This is a genomic window from Chitinophaga sp. W2I13 (genome assembly GCF_050434005.1).
Taxonomy (GTDB): Bacteria; Bacteroidota; Bacteroidia; order Chitinophagales; family Chitinophagaceae; genus Chitinophaga.
In genome coordinates, this window is sequence record NZ_JBNPWD010000001.1 from 4,724,234 (window position 1) to 4,744,909 (window position 20,676).

21 protein-coding genes are annotated in these 20,676 nt (G+C 47.8%); 13 read left to right on the forward strand and 8 right to left on the reverse strand.

Going from position 1 to position 20,676, the window contains the following annotated elements:
• Nucleotides 1-13: 13 nt before the first annotated feature.
• Both rpmF and QFZ48_RS19460 read right to left on the reverse strand, forming a co-directional pair.
• Complete coding sequence (rpmF, locus tag QFZ48_RS19455) at nt 14-208, reverse strand: 50S ribosomal protein L32 (protein WP_079473289.1); 195 nt, start codon at nt 206-208, stop codon at nt 14-16.
• A 12-nt stretch (nt 209-220) separates the two neighbouring features.
• Nucleotides 221-763: a YceD family protein gene (locus tag QFZ48_RS19460; protein WP_370907994.1), complete on the reverse strand. Its 543-nt coding sequence runs from the start codon at nt 761-763 to the stop codon at nt 221-223.
• Nucleotides 764-1,008: 245 nt separating this feature from the next.
• Here QFZ48_RS19460 and QFZ48_RS19465 point away from each other — a divergent pair, with 245 nt between their 5' ends.
• Nucleotides 1,009-3,423 (forward strand): PAS domain S-box protein, encoded by a 2,415-nt coding sequence (locus QFZ48_RS19465; protein WP_429063298.1) that lies wholly within the window; start codon nt 1,009-1,011, stop codon nt 3,421-3,423.
• Here the strand turns inward: QFZ48_RS19465 and QFZ48_RS19470 are convergent, their stop codons facing one another.
• Nucleotides 3,424-4,302 carry a fructosamine kinase family protein gene (locus tag QFZ48_RS19470; protein WP_429063299.1) on the reverse strand — a complete coding sequence of 293 codons (879 nt, stop codon included), beginning with the start codon at nt 4,300-4,302 and terminating at the stop codon, nt 3,424-3,426.
• 15 nt (nt 4,303-4,317) lie between these two features.
• Between QFZ48_RS19470 and QFZ48_RS19475 the strand changes: the two genes are divergently transcribed.
• Nucleotides 4,318-5,400: a DUF3810 domain-containing protein gene (locus QFZ48_RS19475; protein WP_429050426.1), complete on the forward strand. Its 1,083-nt coding sequence runs from the start codon at nt 4,318-4,320 to the stop codon at nt 5,398-5,400.
• Nucleotides 5,401-5,406: 6 nt separating this feature from the next.
• Here QFZ48_RS19475 and QFZ48_RS19480 read toward each other — a convergent pair whose 3' ends face one another.
• Entirely contained in the window at nt 5,407-6,354 is a 948-nt protein-coding gene (locus QFZ48_RS19480) for an arginase (RefSeq protein ID WP_079473296.1), read from the reverse strand.
• Nucleotides 6,355-6,591: 237 nt separating this feature from the next.
• On the opposite strand from QFZ48_RS19480, the gene QFZ48_RS19485 reads away from it, so the two are divergent.
• The 4 genes from QFZ48_RS19485 (at nt 6,592) to QFZ48_RS19500 (ending at nt 10,851) form a co-directional block, all read left to right on the forward strand.
• The gene (locus QFZ48_RS19485) at nt 6,592-7,731 is read left to right on the forward strand and encodes an acyl-CoA dehydrogenase (protein WP_370907990.1); all 1,140 of its coding nucleotides are present in this window, start codon (nt 6,592-6,594) and stop codon (nt 7,729-7,731) included.
• 219 nt (nt 7,732-7,950) lie between these two features.
• Nucleotides 7,951-8,640, forward strand: a complete 690-nt coding sequence (locus QFZ48_RS19490) for a YggS family pyridoxal phosphate-dependent enzyme (protein ID WP_429050425.1) — start codon at nt 7,951-7,953, stop codon at nt 8,638-8,640.
• 4 nt (nt 8,641-8,644) lie between these two features.
• The gene (locus QFZ48_RS19495) at nt 8,645-9,901 is read left to right on the forward strand and encodes a TlpA disulfide reductase family protein (RefSeq protein WP_429063300.1); all 1,257 of its coding nucleotides are present in this window, start codon (nt 8,645-8,647) and stop codon (nt 9,899-9,901) included.
• A 647-nt stretch (nt 9,902-10,548) separates the two neighbouring features.
• Nucleotides 10,549-10,851, forward strand: coding sequence for a YtxH domain-containing protein (locus QFZ48_RS19500; protein ID WP_429050423.1), 303 nt, complete (start codon nt 10,549-10,551; stop codon nt 10,849-10,851).
• A gap of 72 nt (nt 10,852-10,923) precedes the next feature.
• On the opposite strand, the gene QFZ48_RS19505 is transcribed toward QFZ48_RS19500, so the two are convergent.
• Together QFZ48_RS19505 and QFZ48_RS19510 are read right to left on the reverse strand one after the other, a co-directional pair.
• Nucleotides 10,924-11,655, reverse strand: coding sequence for an SRPBCC family protein (locus QFZ48_RS19505; protein ID WP_370907986.1), 732 nt, complete (start codon nt 11,653-11,655; stop codon nt 10,924-10,926).
• Between the two features lie 167 nt (nt 11,656-11,822).
• Nucleotides 11,823-12,461 (reverse strand): hypothetical protein, encoded by a 639-nt coding sequence (locus QFZ48_RS19510; RefSeq protein ID WP_429063301.1) that lies wholly within the window; start codon nt 12,459-12,461, stop codon nt 11,823-11,825.
• A 100-nt stretch (nt 12,462-12,561) separates the two neighbouring features.
• Between QFZ48_RS19510 and QFZ48_RS19515 the strand changes: the two genes are divergently transcribed.
• Both QFZ48_RS19515 and QFZ48_RS19520 read left to right on the forward strand, forming a co-directional pair.
• The gene (locus QFZ48_RS19515) at nt 12,562-13,416 is read left to right on the forward strand and encodes a 3-keto-disaccharide hydrolase (RefSeq protein ID WP_370907984.1); all 855 of its coding nucleotides are present in this window, start codon (nt 12,562-12,564) and stop codon (nt 13,414-13,416) included.
• Between the two features lie 230 nt (nt 13,417-13,646).
• Nucleotides 13,647-14,867, forward strand: coding sequence for a DUF4272 domain-containing protein (locus QFZ48_RS19520; protein WP_429050421.1), 1,221 nt, complete (start codon nt 13,647-13,649; stop codon nt 14,865-14,867).
• Nucleotides 14,868-15,078: 211 nt separating this feature from the next.
• On the opposite strand, the gene QFZ48_RS19525 is transcribed toward QFZ48_RS19520, so the two are convergent.
• Nucleotides 15,079-16,833 (reverse strand): DUF885 domain-containing protein, encoded by a 1,755-nt coding sequence (locus QFZ48_RS19525; protein ID WP_429063302.1) that lies wholly within the window; start codon nt 16,831-16,833, stop codon nt 15,079-15,081.
• Between the two features lie 199 nt (nt 16,834-17,032).
• Between QFZ48_RS19525 and QFZ48_RS19530 the strand changes: the two genes are divergently transcribed.
• The 3 genes from QFZ48_RS19530 to QFZ48_RS19540 are packed head-to-tail and all read left to right on the forward strand — an operon-like array spanning nt 17,033 to nt 18,837.
• A complete protein-coding gene (locus QFZ48_RS19530; protein WP_429050419.1) occupies nt 17,033-17,743 on the forward strand; it encodes an RNA ligase family protein in 711 nt (236 codons plus the stop codon).
• Entirely contained in the window at nt 17,712-18,293 is a 582-nt protein-coding gene (locus QFZ48_RS19535) for an HD domain-containing protein (protein WP_429063303.1), read from the forward strand. The genes QFZ48_RS19530 and QFZ48_RS19535 overlap by 32 nt, the downstream gene beginning before the upstream one ends.
• 43 nt (nt 18,294-18,336) lie before the next feature.
• Nucleotides 18,337-18,837 (forward strand): AAA family ATPase, encoded by a 501-nt coding sequence (locus QFZ48_RS19540; protein WP_429063304.1) that lies wholly within the window; start codon nt 18,337-18,339, stop codon nt 18,835-18,837.
• A gap of 29 nt (nt 18,838-18,866) precedes the next feature.
• Here the strand turns inward: QFZ48_RS19540 and dcd are convergent, their stop codons facing one another.
• Nucleotides 18,867-19,403, reverse strand: coding sequence for a dCTP deaminase (gene dcd / locus QFZ48_RS19545; RefSeq protein ID WP_370907979.1), 537 nt, complete (start codon nt 19,401-19,403; stop codon nt 18,867-18,869).
• Between the two features lie 124 nt (nt 19,404-19,527).
• Between dcd and QFZ48_RS19550 the strand changes: the two genes are divergently transcribed.
• Both QFZ48_RS19550 and QFZ48_RS19555 read left to right on the forward strand, forming a co-directional pair.
• The gene (locus tag QFZ48_RS19550; protein ID WP_429050417.1) at nt 19,528-20,148 is read left to right on the forward strand and encodes a 4'-phosphopantetheinyl transferase family protein; all 621 of its coding nucleotides are present in this window, start codon (nt 19,528-19,530) and stop codon (nt 20,146-20,148) included.
• A gap of 33 nt (nt 20,149-20,181) precedes the next feature.
• The gene (locus QFZ48_RS19555) at nt 20,182-20,676 is read left to right on the forward strand and encodes a shikimate kinase (protein ID WP_370907977.1); all 495 of its coding nucleotides are present in this window, start codon (nt 20,182-20,184) and stop codon (nt 20,674-20,676) included.

The following is a 20,676-nucleotide window of genomic DNA, read 5'->3' on the forward strand; positions in this document are numbered from 1 at the left end:
GTAAAATAATTTATTATTTAGCTGCGCTCTGTTTTTCCAACACTACTTTTCCTCTGTAGTACAGTTTGTTTTCCACCCAATGAGCACGGTGTCTCAGGTGCACTTCACCGGTTGCGCTGTCTGTGCTTAATGTATCCGCTACCGCCTTATAATGCGTTCTTCTCTTTGCTGATCTTTGCTGAGAATGTCTGCGTTTAGGATTTGGCATTTTATTTAATTTTTAATTGTCCTTAAATTTATCCAATCCTTTCCAGATTGGGTTATCGTTTTCTTTTGCCTGCTGGTTCATTTGCTCCAGCATTTCAATCACTTTCGGATTACACCCGCTTTTGCCGTCCGCATTGTCGGGATGTATACGTTGCATTGGAATGCTCAGATGGATGAACTCGTATATAAATTCTGCCACGTTCAAATGGCTCTCTGTCTTCAGTATATACGATACATCCGGATCTTCTTCTCCACTTGCCAGCTCTTCCGGATTCTCCACCAGCTTTACTATCTGGTTAAAATCATCCCATAGCTGCATCTCAAAGGGCTCTCCACACCGGTCGCAGGTAACGGTTACCTTACCACCTATCGCAAATTTCAGTAAGAAGAAGTTACTCTTCTTGTCTAAAGTGAGATTTACACTCACCTCACAATCACTGAAATCCCTCGGCTCCTCGAAATTATCAAAGAAACGCTCCCCGATAGCATAGTGAAATGAATGTTCCCCTGGGTTTAATCCAACAAAGGCTATATCAAATTCGCGGAGTGGTTTCATATCAATATCCTCACTTTTAGAGGGATGCAAAGGTAATTAAATATTTGCAATTGCAAAAATTTCATAAATTTGTTCACCAACGATATCTTATTTATATATATATTTATATCATAAAATATCAGCCATATTGATGTTGTGGCATCCAGGCGTGAGGCGCAAAGGTACGTAATTAGCTTTTATCTTATACCTGATTTTCACAATTCAACGAATTTATTGAAAACCCGTATCCCCATTCCATCAAAACGATGAAGGCCACAGGAAAATACAGTAAGAAAATAACTGGTAGTACCGGCGTGCCATTAAATGGCGCACCGGACCTCTTTTCCCTGCCCATAACCGCCTGGCTCAACAGCACAAACGCCGGCCTGCTCGTGACCAACGAAAAGCACCGCTGCATATGGGTAAATGACATATTCAGCCGGTATATGGATGGAAATATCCCCCTGAACTGCTCATACCCTGAACTGATCCGCTACCTCAAACCAATGGTGGCCGATTATGTGCCGCTTGAAGCCAAAATGAAATCCCTCCGCCGGGAAAAAAAGCCCTGGTTCGGCTGGGAAGTGCCCTTCCGCAACGGCCACATCTGGGAAATTAACTACCTCCCCGTATTTAACGGCGAAATTTTCAGTGGCAGCATCTGGCAGGCCATCGATATCACCCGCCGCCACAATGTCCAGGAAGAAATAAAACGCAATGAGGAAAAATTCAGGGTCATCCTCAATAATCTCAACGCCGCTATGTGCGAAACCGACGTAAAAGGTAATATCACCCGCGTATACGAAAGCTTTTGCCGCCTCTCCGGCTATAACGAACAGGAACTCATCGGCAGGAACATCACCGACGTTTTTGTACCGGAAAACAACCGCGCCTTCGCCCGCGCCCTCCGCAAAAAACGCCTCGATGAAAATGTACCCCTCGTATACGACATGGAAATAAAGCTGAAAGATGGCTCCAATCGCTGGATTCTCGCCAGTTCCACCAATATTTACGACCGCCACGGCAACATCACCGGCGGAGCAGGCATCCACATGGATATCACGGATCAGAAAAAACTGCAGCAGGAACTGGAAACAGCCCGCCGCCAGGCAGAAGAAGCCCAGCGCGCCCAGAAAGATTTTCTCGCCAGCATGAGCCACGAAATCCGCACACCGCTCAATGCCATCATCGGCATGGCACACCTGCTGGAAGAAACCCACCTGGACCCGCAACAACAGGAATACGTCAATATCCTCAAAAATTCCTCCGGCATACTGCTGGGCATTGTCAGCGATATTCTCGATATTTCACGCATAGAAGCCCGCGAAATACAGGTTAACCAACGCGAATTCAACCTCCGTGAACTGATCCAGTCATTACGCAACACTTTTGAACTAAAACTGGGACGACGCCCGGTTAAAATAACCGCCGAACTGGACGCGGCGCTCGATACCTGGCTTATTGGCGACGATGTACTACTGAACCAAATACTAATCAATTTGTTAGGTAATGCAGAGAAGTTCACCAACGAAGGTATCATCGCCATTACCGCTACCCAGGAAAGCTGGCAGGAGAATAAACTCTGGATACGCTTCCGGGTATCCGATACCGGCATCGGCATCAAAAAGGATAAACTGGAACTCATCTTCCGGAACTACAAACAGGCAGAAGGCGATATCCGCGAGAAATACGGCGGCACAGGCCTGGGACTCGCCATCGTTAAACAACTGGTTGAAATTCAGGGCGGTACCATCACCGTGGAAGAACTCCCCGGCTTTAATACCTGCTTTAGCTTCAATATCCCCTTCCTGGATAGCCGCCGGCCACTCACGGCAAATGCCGGTAAACTGAGCAGGAAATTATTGCAACGCTCATTTGAAGACGCAAGGGTACTGATAGTGGAAGATAACCAGATGAACCTGCGCTATATCATGAGCCTGCTGGAAAAATATAAGATCAACTACCAGCTCGCCACCAATGGCCCGGACGCTACCTGGTTCCTCGAATCAAGGCAATACGACCTTATCCTCATGGATATCCGTATCCCCGGCATGAATGGCATGGAACTGGCACAAAAAATAAGAGGAGATGAGGAACAACCGAATGTGGCCACGCCGGTAATCGCCACCACCGCCGTAGCAATGGAAAGCACCGCCATCATGGCAAGGGCCGCCGGAATAACAGATATACTCACCAAACCTTATACACCGGATCAGCTATTACAGATTTTTAATAAATATCTCAACGAAGACGAAACAGAACTAATAATGGAAGAAGTGCAGAACTTAAGCGGATTTGAGTTTAACAACGATTTGGACGTCAAATATCTCACAGATCTCTATGAGAGCAATATTTCCTATGCCGCAGACCTCTTTGAAATTTTTATCAGAACCATCCGGGATGAAATCTCCAAACTGCAGGTAATGGTGGACAACCACGAATGGGAAGCCATGAAATTCCAGGTACATAAACTAAAACCGAATTTCGCCATGGTAGGCCTCACCTGGATCAGCGCCAAAATGCAGGAACTGGAAAATTACCTGCGTATCAACCAGGAACTGCACAGCACAGAAATCTGCCGGCTTTTTGATGAAATACGGGAAGATGTAAACCGCTACTATCCGCTCGTGGAAGAAGAATATGGCAAAATGCGCGATTTTATCGATTCCCCCGGCGAATAATCAATACGATTGCAGCACCTCTTTCATGCTGTTGTAATAACTGCCGCCAAATAAGATGAAATGTACCATCAACGGGTATAACTGGCAAATGCCTATCCGCTGCTGCCACCCCGGCTGCAATGGATAAGCGGCCTGGTATGCATAATAAAACCGCGTGTCAAAACCACCGAAAAGCCGCGCCATCGCCAGGTCTATTTCCCGGTGACCATAATACACCGCCGGATCAAAAACACTGGCCCGCCCCTTACTCCCCACCATAAAATTACCGGACCACAAATCACCATGCAGCAACGCCGGCGCCTCTGCCGGGAATATCTGCGGCAACCGGCGGCACAACCGCTCTACCTGCTGCACGAGCTGCCGGTCTACCAGCTGCTGGTCATAAGCCATCCGGATCAGCGGCAATAAACGGTTGAACGCATAAAACACCGGCCAGCTGCTGTACGGCGTATTATACTGTTTCAAACTTCCTACATAGTTGGTACCCGCATACCCGTAATGAGGCTGCGTTACATGATGCTGCTTCGCCAGCGAAACAGCAAAGTCGTCCCAGAAATCAGCTACAGCCTGCCCCTTCGTCAAAAACTCCTGCAACAGGTAAGCCCGTCCGTTCACACTCCCGTAACCCAGCGGCCTGGGCGTATGCAATGCTTTGGCAGCCTGCAACTCCAGCAGCCCCGCATACTCCTGCTTAAACATATCCGGGTACTTCCCCGCATCGTTCATCTTAATAAAAAAATACCCCTCGTTGGTGCCTATACGAAAAGATTCGTTAATATCGCCACCATGCACGCTTTTTGCATCATTAATATGTATTTTTACTTTCAAATGTTCGGAAAGTGCTGCGCTTAACTGTTTTTGTAGAATTTCATCTATCATGTTCCGCCACATTATATGGAGACAAAAGTCCGGATTAAAAAGAAAATCGTCCGTATTGTACTAACACTTACGGCTATACTATTGTTAAAAGGATTATTCGCCTGGAGTAACCGCTTCAGCGATTTCTACTTCCATAGGTGGTACGATTGGAGTAGTTTGGCGTTCAGACAAGTAACAGGTATAGTTCCATTCAGTATTGGCGATGTAATATATACTGCCTGGATTATCGGAGGAATACTCTATTTGTTAAAACTATGTTATAAACTCATCCGCGCACGCTGGGAAGCCCTGGGTTTTCAACTGCTCCGCGGTGTTCAGTTCCTGCTGAGTGTGTATCTCGCCTTCCTCGTGCTATGGGGTTTTAACTACGAACGCAACTCACTCACCCGCGATACACACCTTGTTACCGGCACTTATAATACGCAACAGCTTTATCAATTATCGGATACATTACTGCAACTCGTCAACCTGGAAAAAACCAATACCGGCGATACCACCGGCACTATGAAAACAGATACCACCGGCAAACCTGTTTTTGAAAGAGCCGTCGCCGCTTACGACGCAGCCGCCAAAACCTGGCCAGCCCTGCGTTATAAAGCACCCAGCATAAAACCGGCTATGTTCGGGCACTGGCTTAATTACCCCGGTGTTACCGGCTACCTTAACCCGTTTACCAACGAAGCACAGGTCAATACCACCGTTCCGGATGTATTGCTGCCATTTGTTTCCTGTCATGAAATTGCACACCAGATTGGTTATGCACCGGAAGAAGAAGCGAACTTTGTAGGTTACCTGGCGGCAACCAGCATTCCGGATAGCCATTTCCGTTATGCCGCCAATTTTGATATGTTCCTTTATAGCGTCCGTCAGCTCGCCCTCCGCGATACCACCCTCGCCCGCAACATCTGGAAAAGGGCGCTTCCCGGCGTAAAAGCCGACTATAAAGCGATCATCGATTTTTATGAACCCTATACGGGAAAAGTAGATGCGTATTCCTCCCTGCTGTACGACCGCTACCTCAAAGCTAATAAGCAAGAGAAAGGGATCCGCAGCTACAGCGAAGTCACCGGCTGGCTTATCGCCTACTTTAAATTATAACAAACATCAGTTCATCATCAGCACATTCACGCTGCGCTGTAAAATATTAAAGGCAATTTCTGCCATCAGGTTTTCACGGTCAAGTGTAGGGTTTACTTCAGTGATCTCAAAACAACAGATCTTACGGTGCTGCATGAACTTGGCAATCAGATCCTCCGCTTCCCGCTCCCTCAGTCCATTACTTACCGGCGTGCCGGTGCCCTTGGAAATGGAAGCATCCAGACTGTCCACATCAAAAGAAACATAGATGTACTCACAATCACTCAGGTAACGGAACACGGAACGGGAAATATTTTCCGGCCCTTTCCGGCGTACTTCACTGGTAGTGATCACCTTCATACCATATTGCTTGATCAGGTAATCTTCTTCTTTCTCATAATCCCGCAGGGAAATAAATACAATATCTTCCGGAAGTACCTTCGGCGCTATTTTGCCAATGTTTTTTAAGGCATTCCACATTTTGGCAGTATTCTCATCCAGGTCATGCACCTTGCAATCCATATTATCTTCCGCAATAGCCGTAGCCAGCGGCATACCATGCATATTACCGGAAGGGGTGGTATAAGGCGTATGCAGATCAGCATGCGCATCTATCCAGATCACGCCCAGCTTGGCTTTGGGATGTGCCATCTTCAGGCCTGCAATCGTTGCGCCGGCAGTACTGTGGTCGCCGGAAAGCAATACCGGGAACCAGTTGGCTTTCACCGTTTCACATACACTCTTGCTGATACGCTCGTACATGTTAAAAGTACCTTTGATCCTTTTGGCATAGGGCGATTCAATAGGTTCAAACAATAGCTTATTTTCCGTTTCAATGGCCTCGGTGGGAAAGTGTACAAAAAAGTTGCTCATAAAGTCCAGCGCAGCGATCTTAATAGCATCCACACCCAAACTGGCGCCACGCGTACCTGCTCCTATTTCCGATTTTACTTCTATTATTTTAATATTCTTCATAAAAATAGCATTACAGGCAAGCTACAGGATTTTATGTGAACGCCCAAAGCAGCAGAACGTGTAATGGTGAAAAACTTGTATATAATATCTGAATCAAATCCAATACAGTAGCGTTATTGTAGCGATTTGTTCAATATTTCGCCTGTTCTGGTTGACAACGTTGAATTTTAATCGGGCTATTTTTTTAGCTGATGATTTATAAATAATTTGAGTGGATTACCACATAAAATTAAAACCATGGACTTTCAATTGACGGAAGAGCATCTGATGATACAAAAGGCAGCGCGCGACTTTGCTGTCGCGGAATTACTGCCGGGTGTGATAGAAAGGGATGAACACCAGAAGTTCCCTGCTGAACAGATCAAAAAACTGGGGGAACTCGGCTTCCTGGGAATGATGGTGAGCCCGAAATATGGTGGGGCAGGACTGGACGCAATCTCATATGTACTGGCAATGGAAGAAATTTCTAAGATAGATGCCTCTGCCTCCGTGGTGATGAGTGTGAATAACTCCCTTGTTTGCTGGGGTCTCGAAGCTTTTGGTACAGAAGAACAAAAACAGAAATACCTGGTACCCCTGGCTTCCGGGCAGATAATAGGCGCATTTATGCTGAGTGAGCCTGAAGCCGGTTCTGATGCTACCTCCCAGCGTACCATCGCAGAAGATAAAGGAGATCATTACCTGCTCAACGGTACCAAAAACTGGATCACCAACGGTAACTCGGCCAGCGTATACCTGGTAATGGCGCAAACCCATCCTGAAAAAGGAAGTAAAGGTATCAACGCCCTCATCGTGGAAAAAGAAATGCCCGGTATCACTATCGGCGCCAAAGAAAATAAACTCGGCATCCGCGGCAGCGATACCCACAGCGTGATGTTCCAGGACGTAAAAGTGCCAAAGGAAAACAGGATAGGAGAGGACGGCTTCGGGTTTAAATTTGCCATGAAAACCCTCGCCGGCGGTCGTATCGGCATCGCCTCCCAGGCGCTCGGCATCGCCAGCGGCGCATATGAACTGGCCCTGAAATATTCCAAAGAAAGAAAAGCATTCGGTAAAGAAATATCCCAGCACCAGGCCATCCAGTTTAAGCTGGCAGACATGGCCACCCGCATAGAAGGCGCCCGCCTGTTATGCCTCAAAGCCGCCTGGGATAAAGACCAGGACCAGGACTATACCCTTAGCAGCTCTATGGCCAAAGTTTTTGCCTCTGAAACCGCCATGTGGGTAACCACCGAAGCCGTACAGGTTCACGGCGGTTACGGCTACGTGAAGGAATACCACGTAGAACGCCTCATGCGCGACGCCAAGATCACCCAGATCTATGAAGGCACCTCAGAAGTACAACGCATCGTTATCAGCCGGAGCATCTTAGCGTAGATTTTCGCGGAGGTTGTCTTTCTCAGGATTACGCTGATTTTACTGATTTTACTTTTTGGATTTTTTGGATTTTAAAAAGATCAGGGAGATATAAGCGGATATATTCGCTCATATCTCCCTAATATTTTAATCAGTTATAAAATCCAAAAAATCCAAAAAGTAAAATCAGTAAAATCAGCGTAATCCTGAGAAAGACAAAATTCGCACTATCTTTGCGCGATGGCAATCAATTTAGCAGCATACCACGAAGTACTCGACCGGCTCCATCCTCATCACGCCCGGCTGGTAGCCGTTTCCAAAACGAAGCCAGTGGAAGATATCGCTGCGTTTTATGCAGCAGGACAAAGGATCTTTGGCGAAAATTACGTACAGGAACTAACAGAAAAACAAACACTTTTACCGGCAGATATAGAATGGCATTTTATTGGTCACCTGCAATCCAATAAAGTGAAATTCATTGCGCCATTTGTGCATACGATTCATGCAGTGGATAGTCTTAAACTATTGCAGGAAATCAATAAACAGGCCGCTAAACATCAGCGTATCATACATTGCCTGTTACAGGTTCACATTGCAGCAGAAGAAACGAAATTTGGTATGGATACGCAGGAATTACAGCAACTGCTGCAAACATACCAGGCCAGTCCATCCGCTTTTTCACAGGTACGCATTGCCGGCATGATGGGCATGGCTACCAACACTTCCAATGAAACACAGATCCGGGAAGAGTTCCACCAGCTCCGCGAGTTATTCGGATCCGTTAAAACCACTTACTTTAACAACGAAGCGTCCTTTAAAGAATTGTCCATTGGCATGAGCGCCGACTATCACCTCGCCCTGCAGGAAGGGAGTACCCTGGTGCGTATTGGCAGCCTGCTCTTTGGCGAAAGGAACTATTCACAAACGTAGTCTTATGAAAAAATTAAGCATCTTCCTGGCAGGTATAAGCCTGGCTTTCACCGCCTGCAATACCGGTCAGTCTACTAAAAACCCCGCCAATGGTGTGTGGCAGGCAAAACTGCACCGCACCGACGGGGCAGACATCGTTTTCAACTTTGAAGTAAAAGATACTACCGCTGGTAAAAAGGTGCTGTACGTGCTGAATGCGACAGATAAATTACTGGTAGATGAAGTGTCTGTAACCGGCGACTCCCTGCTGATTAAAATGCCCTTCTTCGACTCGGAATTCAAAGCAAAGCTCACCTCCGACAGCGCAGCAGAAGGACTTTGGATCAGGCACCTCGCCGATAAGGACGTAAGCATTCCTTTCTCTGCCGTCGCAGGCAAAGCAGAACGCTTCGCCGTAAATACACCGGCCACCGCCAATGTATCCGGCCGCTGGGTAACACAGTTCGTATCTGCAAAAGATAAGGACAAAGCCCCTTCCACCGCCATCGGTGAGTTTAAACAATCCGGTAACACCGTGCATGGCACGTTCCTCACCACCACCGGCGACTACCGCTTCCTGGACGGCGTGGTGGATGGCGATACCCTGCGCCTTTCTACCTTCGACGGCTCCCACGCCTACCTGTTTACCGCCCGCGTGGGGAAAGACAGCATCACAAACGGCCGCTTCTTCGCTGGTATCGGCGACGGGCTCGAGTACTGGTCGGCCGTGAAAAATGATACCGCCAAACTCCCCGACGAAAGAACCATCGCCACCATGAAACCTGGTCAGCAACAACTGGATTTCACCTTCCCCGATCTCAACGGCAACAAGATGAGTATCAAAGACGACCGCTTCAAAAATAAAGTGGTGATCATCACCCTGATGGGTTCCTGGTGCCCTAATTGCATGGACGAAACCGGCTTCCTCAGCAAATGGTATGAGAAAAACAAAGACCGCGGCGTGGAAGTGATCGGGTTGGCCTACGAACGCACCACCGACTTCGAAAAGTCGAAACATGCGCTGGAAGGCTTCCTGAAACGTTTTGATGTGCACTACCCGGTACTGATCACCGGCGTAACGCCCGCTGATCCTGAGAAAGGAGAGAAAACGCTCCCGCAGCTCACTGGCATCAAAGGCTTCCCTACCACTATCTTTATCGATAAAAAAGGGAACGTGCAGGAGGTTCATACCGGCTTTTCCGGCCCCGGAACAGGTGAGCATTATGAACAATTCCAGGCCGACTTTAACCGCCTGGTTTCCAATATGCTGGATGCAAAGTAGACCGGATCAAGTCCACCTCACCTCCGCATCAAGTCCACATCAAGTCCACATCAAGGGCGTGGATGAAGCATGGATAAAGCGTAGTCAAAGCATGATGGAGGTATTCTTAAGGTATACGCAAGGGTTATTTTCCCGTTAACATTCCGTTTTCATACCTGGTGCTTTTCAGATATTCAGGCTAAAAAGGTATTATACCGAAGATATAAGACTATTGTATAATATTGTGCCGGAACACACAAATCCTCTCTGGTATTTACTTTCCGGGAGGATTTACTTTTTAATAAAATTTATTATTTCATTTCTTTCAAAAAGGTTTGAAAAATACCAGAATGTAATTATTTTACTGCTCCGTTTGACTTTTATAAATTCCATTATCTAATACGCTTATCTTATCCACCTGCCGGGACAATGTCAACTCTGATGTTGTCCTGGATAGCGTTCCCTTCGAATTTTCACGATATTGATACTGGTACATTTACTCTCTCTTAGCAGGTGGTTTTTCTTCCCTTTATTTTACACAATAACATTTCTTTAAGATCGGATCTTCGCTCATTACTTTTACTGGCCTGATATTTGAAAATTTCTGGTTACCGTGTGAATGAACCATGCACACAAATCATTTGTTAAACCATAAAAATCCAGAAATTATGTCTACAACGAAATTTCTTGCAGGTGCTATAGCCGGCCTAACTACCGGTTTAGTAATTGGATTATTAACAGCCCCTGATAGCGGCGATAAAACCCGCAAAAAAATCAAAACAACAGCAGATGATTGGCGCCATAAGATCAATGGCCTGGTAGGAAAAGGCGGAGAAGATCTGTCGGATCTGAAAGAAGTATTCGAACACGAAATAAGCGGCCTGCAGGACGACGCCCGCCAAAGAGTGCTGAAACTGATTAATAAAAGCCAGGGCGTTTACAACAGGTTCAGAAGAGAAGCATTGTCGTAATGATAGTTCACATAAAAAAAGCGGAGATAACAAACAGATGGTTCATTATCTCCGCTTTTTTATTGGGTAAAACTACTTCAGTATCTCGCCGGTTTCCATATAATTTTTGAAACGTTTGATATCTTTTACCAGCATATTTTCAAACGCCGGATTCAGCAACCAGGCCAGCCCGGAGCCTACATATCCGGCCGGTGGCCGGTAGGTGATCATCACATCAATTTCGGTTCCCCCGTTAAAGGTTTCCCGGAAGGTAACCCTGCCCGCAGTAGCAATAGAGGACCCCGGCAAAGATCTCCAGCCAATCAGTTCTCCCGGTACCTCTTTCACAATTTCAGCATCCCACTCCAGCGTACCAATGCCACCAGGCCCCTTTACCACCCAATGCGAGTGGAATGGATCCGTTTCTTCTACCGACTGCAAATGCTTCATAAACACCGGAAGATTGTTCAGCTGCCGCCAGAAATAATACACCTCCTCCTTCGGATTATCAATAGAGATGGTAGTCCTGATATTTACAGACGCAGTATGCTTATCCGGTTTCCGTTTACCCAGAAATCCATTTACCAGGTCATTACCGCTGATACCTCTGTATAACAGGTAACCGGCTCCCAGGAGTTTTAAAAGACTGGATACAGGCGATTTATCTACTTTACTGATGGCGCTGCCGAGCAGCCATGCACCGGAAAAAATAGAGACAATCCGGCCTTCGGGTGTAACATTGATGATATTGGAGCTATCATATATGGACCCTGCTTTTGGTTGTTGTGGATCTTGAAAACTAAGTTGTTGTGTTAAGGAACTCATATATACAGTTTGGGGAACTTACAGCTAAAACCCTGCACTTTTGTGGTAAATGATCTAATTTGTTGATATTTAGCAAGATAAATATGATGGCTTCTCTTATGTTCCTGTGGCACATCCGATACGGTGCGTAATTTCTTACACACTACGCTCACAAGGGGAAAACATGCTTACTGGTAGGAAGCCATCAGCGCATCAAAGATCTGCTGACCCCAGTTAGGCGCCAGCGCATTATCCGGTCTGAATGCGGCGAACTTGGCCGCCACAATATCTACTGTCGGCTTAGCCCGCTGTTTACCGCCGCCAAAAATAGCGGGTGTATAGTAAATATTCAACGCTTTTACCAGCCATGCCCGCGGATTCGAAGAATCAGCCGCAATAGCCTTTTCTGCATAACTCCTGCTCTGGCCGCCCAGGGAAACCCCGCGGGAAGGAGTAGCATTGATCCTGGCAGACAGCCAATACCCCATCAATGTCAGCGTTTCCGTATTACCCGGTTGCATGGAAAGCGCCTTCTTCACAAAAGGTCCTGCCCTTTCACACAACGCGTCGGCAGCCGCTTTATCCGACTTAAACGATAACTGTGTAGCCGACCACCCCGCATAATACTGCAGCAACCATTCCTCCGGATGCGCCTCCGCCAATGCGGTAAGCGTGTCTATCCGCGGTGGCCAGTCCTCCGGCGCCGCAGTAGCCAATACCTGTAATTGCTGCTCCAGCACGTTTTGCCAGTTGCCGTTTTCCTGTCCGTAAGCAACGGAACTAATCAGTACTCCCAAAGGAAGAAGTATACGTAACAGTGTTTTCATAAGAAAGTAAATATGATTGTGGCAGCACGAATTATATGCCAACCACATCTTGCATTTCTCTTAGCGATAGGCTATCTTAACCCGGTAAATAAAAGAACACATGAAAAAAGCACTCACCGCGCTATTACTGCTGGCCGGCCTCCATAGCTCAGCGCAGAAGGAAATTGCACCCAATAAATGGTTAAAACTCTTTAATGGCAAGGACCTGAAAGACTGGGACGTTAAAATAACCGGGCATGACCTGAACGATAATTTCGGGAATACCTTCCGGGTAGACAGCGGCATGCTGAAAGTGAGCTACGAAAATTATGACGAGTTCAGGGAACAATATGGACACATCTTCTATAAAAAGAACTTTTCTGCTTACCTGGTGGTAGTAGAATATAAATTTACCGGCGACCAGGTAAAAGGCGGCCCCGGATGGGCTTTCCGTAACAGTGGTATCATGCTGCACGGACAAACTGCCGCCAGCATGACCAAAGACCAGGACTTCCCCATTTCGCTGGAAGAACAATTACTGGGCGGTAATGGCACCGATCCCCGCTCTACGGCCAACCTGTGTACGCCGGGCACCAATGTGGTAATGAATGGAAAACTTATCAAAGACCATTGCATCAGTTCCACCTCCAAAACATACCAGGGCGATGTTTGGGTGCGCGCGGAAGCGCTGGTGCTGCGCGACTCCGTTATTAAACACATTGTAGAAGGCGATACTGTTATTGTATACAATAAACCGCAAATGGGCGGGGGCAATGTTTCCCATCCGCAACCAGGACTGTTAAAAGATGGTAAACTGTTATCCGAAGGCTCTATCTCCCTGCAAAGCGAAAGTCACCCGGTGGCATTCCGGAAAGTAGAACTGTTCGACCTGTCGCCTTACATCAACGACCCGGTTAAGCTGAATAAAATCCTCCACCTGCTGCAGAACCGGCCGGGAGCGAAAAAGGCAAAATAACCTGAACACGGGGGCGGGGTGGTTTAGGCGGCCGGGGACGTCTCGGCGGCACGCAGCTCGCAGCTATAAACAACAGGAAGGCAGCCAGTACAGGCAATGATCGCTTACTCATATGAAAATGTTTATGCTTGGAATAAATATGTGTATGTCGTCCGTTTTCCTGTAACAAGGCAAATCCGGTACCATCTTTAACCGCTTTAAGCTACCTTTGCCCCCTCGAAAGAAATAGCATGGAAAATTGTACGCTCTATACGCATGAGGTGGAAATGGAGAAAGTGTTGACCCGTATGAGGGCGCATTTTGGAGATCAGGCAGTGAAAGTAAACGGACCGGCGAACCGTTGGGAACAACTGACCATCACATCAGGGAAAAAACTGCTGCGAAAAGGTCATACCCTCACCATCAACTACCGGCAACGCGCCACGCCCGGTTACCAGCTGGTACGGAACGACGACCCGGTAACCACCAACCTGCTCGGCATGTACGGCTTTGTACAGCAGCTGCCGGCAGAAAACCCGGCCCTGAAAGAACTGCTGCTCGCAAAAGTAGCGACGCTCAATACGGAAATCGTTATCCTCGCCACACCTTCATTCAACGGCGACCTCCGGGCCGCCATCATGGACCTGGCCGACGAACTGGATGGCATCTTCTTCTGCGAAAATAACTTCATCTTCAACACCGAAGTACAAGGCTTCTGGGATAAAACCGGCGCACTGCTGCTCGATGTAAATGGTCATTCTACCGCTACCAATCTCACCGTAAATATCAACGCACGGTATTTCGATAACCAGGACACACCTTCCTCCTCCGCAACAGAAAGAAAACAACGGAACATACAGCTCCTGCAGGAAATGCAGGTGAAAACAACCGTCAACCTTCCTGTTATCCGCGATGAGCAGGAAGTCGTGCTGCGCTCCGCCGCAGAAACAGCCCAACGGGTAGCCGTACTCGCCGCCGTAAACACCGTGGCCTTCGGATACCTCGAAAGCCCCACCGTTATCAGCTACCTGCAACAACATCAACTCTGGGATAAAACCACACCCGCCGAAAGAGCCTTCCTGGAAGATCCGCAGGAAGACGCCAAAACACGGGAAACCTGGAAGTGTGAAGACATCTGGGTATTGCTCTGGGCATTGAAAAAAGTACCGTCTCTCGGCGAAATGGACGCCCTCTGCAACCTCGATATGGTGCCGGAAGAAGCCTTTCCCTTCCGCGGCCCTGCCTCCGATCCCGCAGCATTCCTGGCCGGCGCCACAGAATTGCGCAGCGCCACAGAAATTCTCGACGCCAACGACCTCTACTACCGCGCCAACTGGGCCTGTGTAGACGCCCGCTTGAAAGGCGAAAAAGAACCGCTGCATCCCGGCATCGTATACGAACGGCACTACGCCCTCAACTGGCTCACCAACTACAGGAACCAGTTCTGGGACGATGTTACGTGCGACACCTGACGCGGAGGTTGTCTTTCTCACTGATTACGCTGATTATATTGATTTTCTGGATTTTAACTCTTGGGTTTTATAAAGGATTAAGGGAGATAAAAGCGGATATATTCGCTCTTATCTCCCTTAGTTATTATTAATCTAAAAATCAAAAAAAATCCAAAAGTAAAATCAAAGAAATCAGTATAATCAGCGTAATCAGTGAGAAAGACAAAATCCGCTAATGAGCCAGCATCAACTGGCGAATATACTTCACCGGCGCACTGCCATAGCTCAGGAATTTCTCATTAAATGCTTTCAGGCTGTAATCCTTGCCCTGCTGCTGTTTGTAAGCTTCGCGGAGATCAATGATTTCTTTGTAACCGGTGAAATAGCTGGTCAGCTGCACGCTGGATACACTCACCCGCTTCCATTTACCTGCTGCTTCTGCGGCCTGCTGGAACGCTTCTTTGGTCAGCAAATGAATTGCATCTTCCTTGCTCATATCTTTTACATGCACACTGTAATCCAAAATGGTATTACATACGGTGCGCAGGTTCCACTTATACCACATCAGCCACATTTCGGGTTCGTTATTACCATAGCCGTTTTCCAGCATCATCTGCTCAGTATATACGGCCCATCCTTCAATCATGGCGCCATTGCTCATGAGCGATTTAATGAGGCTGGGGGATTGGTTGGCATACACCAGCTGGGTATAATGCCCCGGTATAGCTTCATGAATATCCAGTATCTGGAGGATGTATTGATTGTATTCACGCAAATAACTTTCTGCTTTATCTTTTGGCCATCCTTCCAGGCTGCCAACATTGTAGTAGGTGTTGCCGCCTTTGTCGTAGGGACCGGGCGCACTGATGGAGGCGCCTGCCACGCCTGCCATGTAAGCCGGTTCTTTACGTACCACCAATGGTTTGGACGGATCAATATACAACAGGTCCTTTTCTTTGATAAACGCAATCAGCGAAGGGAGCTGCTTTTCTATGGCCGATTGGAACTCTTCCGGCTTCACATGCTTCACAGAAAGCGTATCGATCATACGGCCGATAAGTTCCAGCGAGTCGGATGGCATTGGTGTATTGCCAAAATATTTCGGCCACAACTGGCGGCTGATCTTTGTCATTTCACCATGCACAAAAGCTTTGCGTGCTATCGCGGAATCATAGATCTGCGCGGCAGTAAAGGACGACTGGATGTCAAATTTAAACTTCTGATCGTACAGCGTTTTGCCTAAACGGAAGCTGCGCGGATGCTCCGGCTTCAATGCCTTCAGCCACGCGGCGTAATCACGGATCGCTTTGGTGGCAGTTTGGGCACTGGCCAGCATGGCGGTCTGCTCTGCTGCCGGGATACCCGTTTTCTTCAGCGAATCTGCAAAGTCTTTTTCAAATACCGATATGCCCCCGTTGTTCTGGTCTATTGCCAGCGAAGTAAGTTCCGGTACGGGATCTTTGATCTGTTTTTTAGCGGCTTCGTAATAAGCCGGGATATTTTTCAACCTGCTGCCAAAGCTGCGTAGCCTGGTTTCCAGCGGCGCGTAGTTTTCATTTAAGATAAAGGCAAACGTGTTACTAACGTTATAGGAAGATGGGTCCCATTCGTTGCTTTTCTGCTCTTTAATACCCCATTGTACCGATTCCAGGTAGTTCTGTATCAGCTGGTAATCAATTTTATTGGCGTCATTCAACGCAGCGGGATCGTAGGATTTCAGGGAATCCAGTTGTTGCTGCGCAAATGCGAGTCGCGCTGCGGCAGCCGTGCTATCCGGCACTACCAGCACCGAGTCGTATTTATGATAGCCCACACTGGTAGCCCAGTCGGGGTTTTCTTTCCAGAGGGCATCAATAAAATGTGCCTGGTAGGCGCTGAAAGCATTATTCAGCGTACTGTCGGTACCCTTGGTTTGATTGCTGCTGTTGCCGTTATTACAGGCTGCCAGGGCAGCTGCGGCGGTTGCGCAAAGAAGGAATTTTTTCATTTGCAGAAGATGATTGTTGTTGTTTTCAAAAGCCTGTGTAATATACTATTTAATTATTTTCTTTACTTTTGCGGCGTACTAGATTAAAAACTGCAAACACTTGAGCCATGTAATTTCACAGGCATATTAAATCATTCCTTTCGCCGTTCCATTCCGGAACCGGCCTGTGAAACTATTGTTTAACTTAAACCCTGATGACATGGCAATTTCTCAGAAATATGGCCGTACCTGGCATTATCCGTTTTCGCCCGGCACTACGAGCGACGACCGTATCCAATATGAATACTGGCAATCGTTGCAGCAGATACCGGTGCTGATCCATACGGAAAAACTGGACGGAGAAAATAACTGCTTATCCCGGTACGGGGTATTTGCGCGCTCACATGCGGCGCCCACTACTTCGCCGTGGACGGAAAGCATCCGCCGCTACTGGCAAAGCATAAAGAACGACCTGGGTGACCTGGAGATCTTCCTCGAAAATCTTTACGCGGTACATTCTATTGAATACCGCAACCTGGATCATCACTTTTATATATTCGGCATCCGGGAAGGCCAGCAGTGGCTCAGTTGGGAGGAAACCCAATTCTACGCGGCAATGCTCGGCCTGCCGGTGGTGCCGGAAGTAAATCGTATAACGCCGCCGGCTACACGCCAGGAGTTTGAGCGTGATATACTAGGGCTGGTAAACGGTTCCGGCGCCTTTGATCCGCACGACGTGCATACCGGTAAACCCGTTACCATGGAAGGCATTGTATCCCGCAACGCCAACGGATATGCGGTGAGCGATTTTGCAGACAACGTGTTTAAGTATGTCCGCAAAGGACATGTAAAAACAGACCAGCACTGGACCCGCCATTGGCGCCGTGCCAGGTTAAATAATGAAGGAGGTAACTATGTGGCAGCTCAGTGAAAATAAAAACTGGTCGCACCTGGAACATACATTTGAATGGGTGCGCGTGATGCAGGAAGTTCCGCAGGACGCGCGGCACCACGCAGAAGGTAACGTGGCCGTACATACGCAGATGGTACTGGCAGCCTTGCAACAGTTGCCGGGCTACCGGCAATTGCCGGCGGCAGACCAGGAACTGCTGTGGGCAGCCGCACTGCTGCACGACGTGGAAAAATACAGCACTACGGTTATTGAACCGGATGGTCGCATCACTTCTGCGGGTCATGCCCGCAAAGGGGAAGCGCGGGCCCGGCAAATCCTTTACAGGGATGTGCCGGCGCCCTTCCTTGTCCGCGAGCAAATCGCCAAACTGGTGAGGTACCACGGCCTGCCGCTCTGGATCTTTGAAAAGCCGGATCCGCAGAAAGCGCTGATCACCGCCAGCCTGGAAGTGAATACACAGCTGCTGGCATTGCTGGCCGCGCGCCGATGCGCTTGGGCGCAACTGTGCCGATCAGGCAGACCTGCTCTACCGGCTGGATTGCTTCGAAGAGTTGTGCCGGGAAAATAACTGCTGGGGACAACCACGCCCGTTCGCCACACCGCAGGCGCGCATGGAATACCTGTTAAAAACCGGCAACTCACCGGACTATGTGCCCTTTGAAACGCTGCAAACACCGGTCATACTGATGAGCGGATTACCTGGCGCGGGGAAAGACACGTACATACAGCGGCATTATAAACACCTGCCGGTCATCTCCCTGGATCATATCCGGCAAACCATGAAAATAAGTCCTACTGATAAAAGCGGCAATGGTGTAGTGATCCAGGCTGCGAAGGAACAAGCCAGGATCTATCTCCGGGAAAAAAAATCCTTCGTATGGAACGCCACCAACATTACACGGCAGATGAGGGAACAGGTGATCAGTCTTTTTACAACGTATGAAGCAGCAGTAACAATTGTGTATGTGGAAGTGCCGGCAGCGAAGCTGTTACAGCAAAACCGGCAGCGGGAGGAAGTAGTGCCGGCGGCAGCAATGGAACGGTTGGTCAGGAAGCTGGAAGTGCCCACCATTACAGAAGCACATGAGTTGAAAATAGCAGTCAGCAGTTAGCCATTGGCGGCTGCTGACTGCTTCCTTATTTAAAATTCATTCCGCCACATCATGCTCTCCACCGGTTTTATGGTGCGACCATTATATTTGGCATTTCCTTTTTTGTTATAGAGCGTTTCTACTTCGCCTTCTACCATAAAGTAGATCAGCTGGCCAATGGGCATTCCTGCGTATATGCGTACAGGTTGTGCACAGGAAATTTCCAGGGTCCAGGTGTTGCAGAATCCTACATCGCCTTTACCGGCGGTGGCATGGATATCGATCCCGAGGCGGCCGGTGCTGGATTTGCCCTCCAGGAACGGCACATGTGCATGCGTTTCGGTATACTCTTCTGTTACGCCGAGGTAAAGGGTGCCGGGTTGTAACACAAACCCTTCCTCCGGAATTTCAAAATGATCAATTTCATTGTGTTTGCGCGCATCCAGTACACGGTCTTTGTAGGTAGCCAGGTATTTCCCCAGGTGCACGTCATAAGAATTGGTACCCAGAAATTTCCGGTCATAGGGTGCAATAACGATAGTGCCTTTTTCAATTTCCTCCAATATCCGTTTGTCTGACAGAATCATGCTTAGGTTCGTTTAGTTTTAGTGAGCTGTATTGTTAGCTTTTATTTTTCAGCTATTGGCATTTAGTGAAAGACCTGCTGCCAAAAGCTGTTTTTTCTGCTTTTTTGCTTTAATTTGGCAAGATATGCCATTAATACGAACGATACAAATTGATCCGGAAACGAAGCTGGGTGTATGGAAGATAACAGAAACGGAAAATTTTTTCCAGGAAAAGGTAAGCATCAGCCGGGCTATTCACCATCCGCATAAACGCTTACAGCATTTTGCGGGCAGGTATTTACTGGTAACGCTTTTCCCGGAATTCCCCATTCAGGAAATTATGTTTACACATACCCGTAAACCGGTGCTGGCAGGTGATAGCCACCACTTCTCCATTTCACATTGCGGCGATTATGCTGCCGCTATCGTTAGTACCAAAGCAGCGGTGGGCATAGACATTGAAGAGGTAAAACCTAAAATAGAACTGGTGTCTCACAAGTTCCTGTCGCCTTCAGAACGGTCGTTTATCGATCCCAAACAGGAGCTGTCGCATAAAACAATCTGCTGGAGCGCCAAAGAAGCGATGTTTAAATGGTATGGCCGGGGAAGCGTTGATTTTAAGGAGAATATGAAATTGCATCCCTTTGTTTTTCAACAGGCCGGTTTCATCACCGCCGATTTTAACAAACAGGATACAAATACCCGGTTATATTTGCAATATATTATGGAAAATGACCTATGCCTGGCATGGACTCATCCTGCGTGAGGAACGAATTTATTAAGCACTGTCGCGTTATTTATGAAGATTTATTTACTCGGTTTTATGGGTGCCGGAAAATCCTATTGGGGTAAACAACTGGCGGATCACTGGCAACTGCCTTACTACGATCTGGATGAAGTGATTGTGGAAGCGGAGGAGATGACCATTGCTGATATTTTTTCCAGCAAGGGCGAAGATTATTTCCGCGAAAAGGAAAGTCAGCTGCTCCGGGAGTTATCCCAACAGGAAAACTTCCTGATCTCCTGCGGCGGGGGCACGCCCTGTTTCCAGGAGAACATGGATTTTATGAACGAACATGGCACTACCATCTGGATCAACCCTTCTGTAGATGTAATGGTGGAACGCCTGCAACGTAAAAAATTCAAACGGCCGTTGATTGCCGGTCTGGAAGATGAAGACCTGACCGGGTTTGTAGAGAAGAAAATGGCAGAGCGTCTTCCTTTTTACCAGCAATCGAAGCATATAATTACATCTGATAATATTTCATTGGATACCTTTACGCAAAATTTCTAA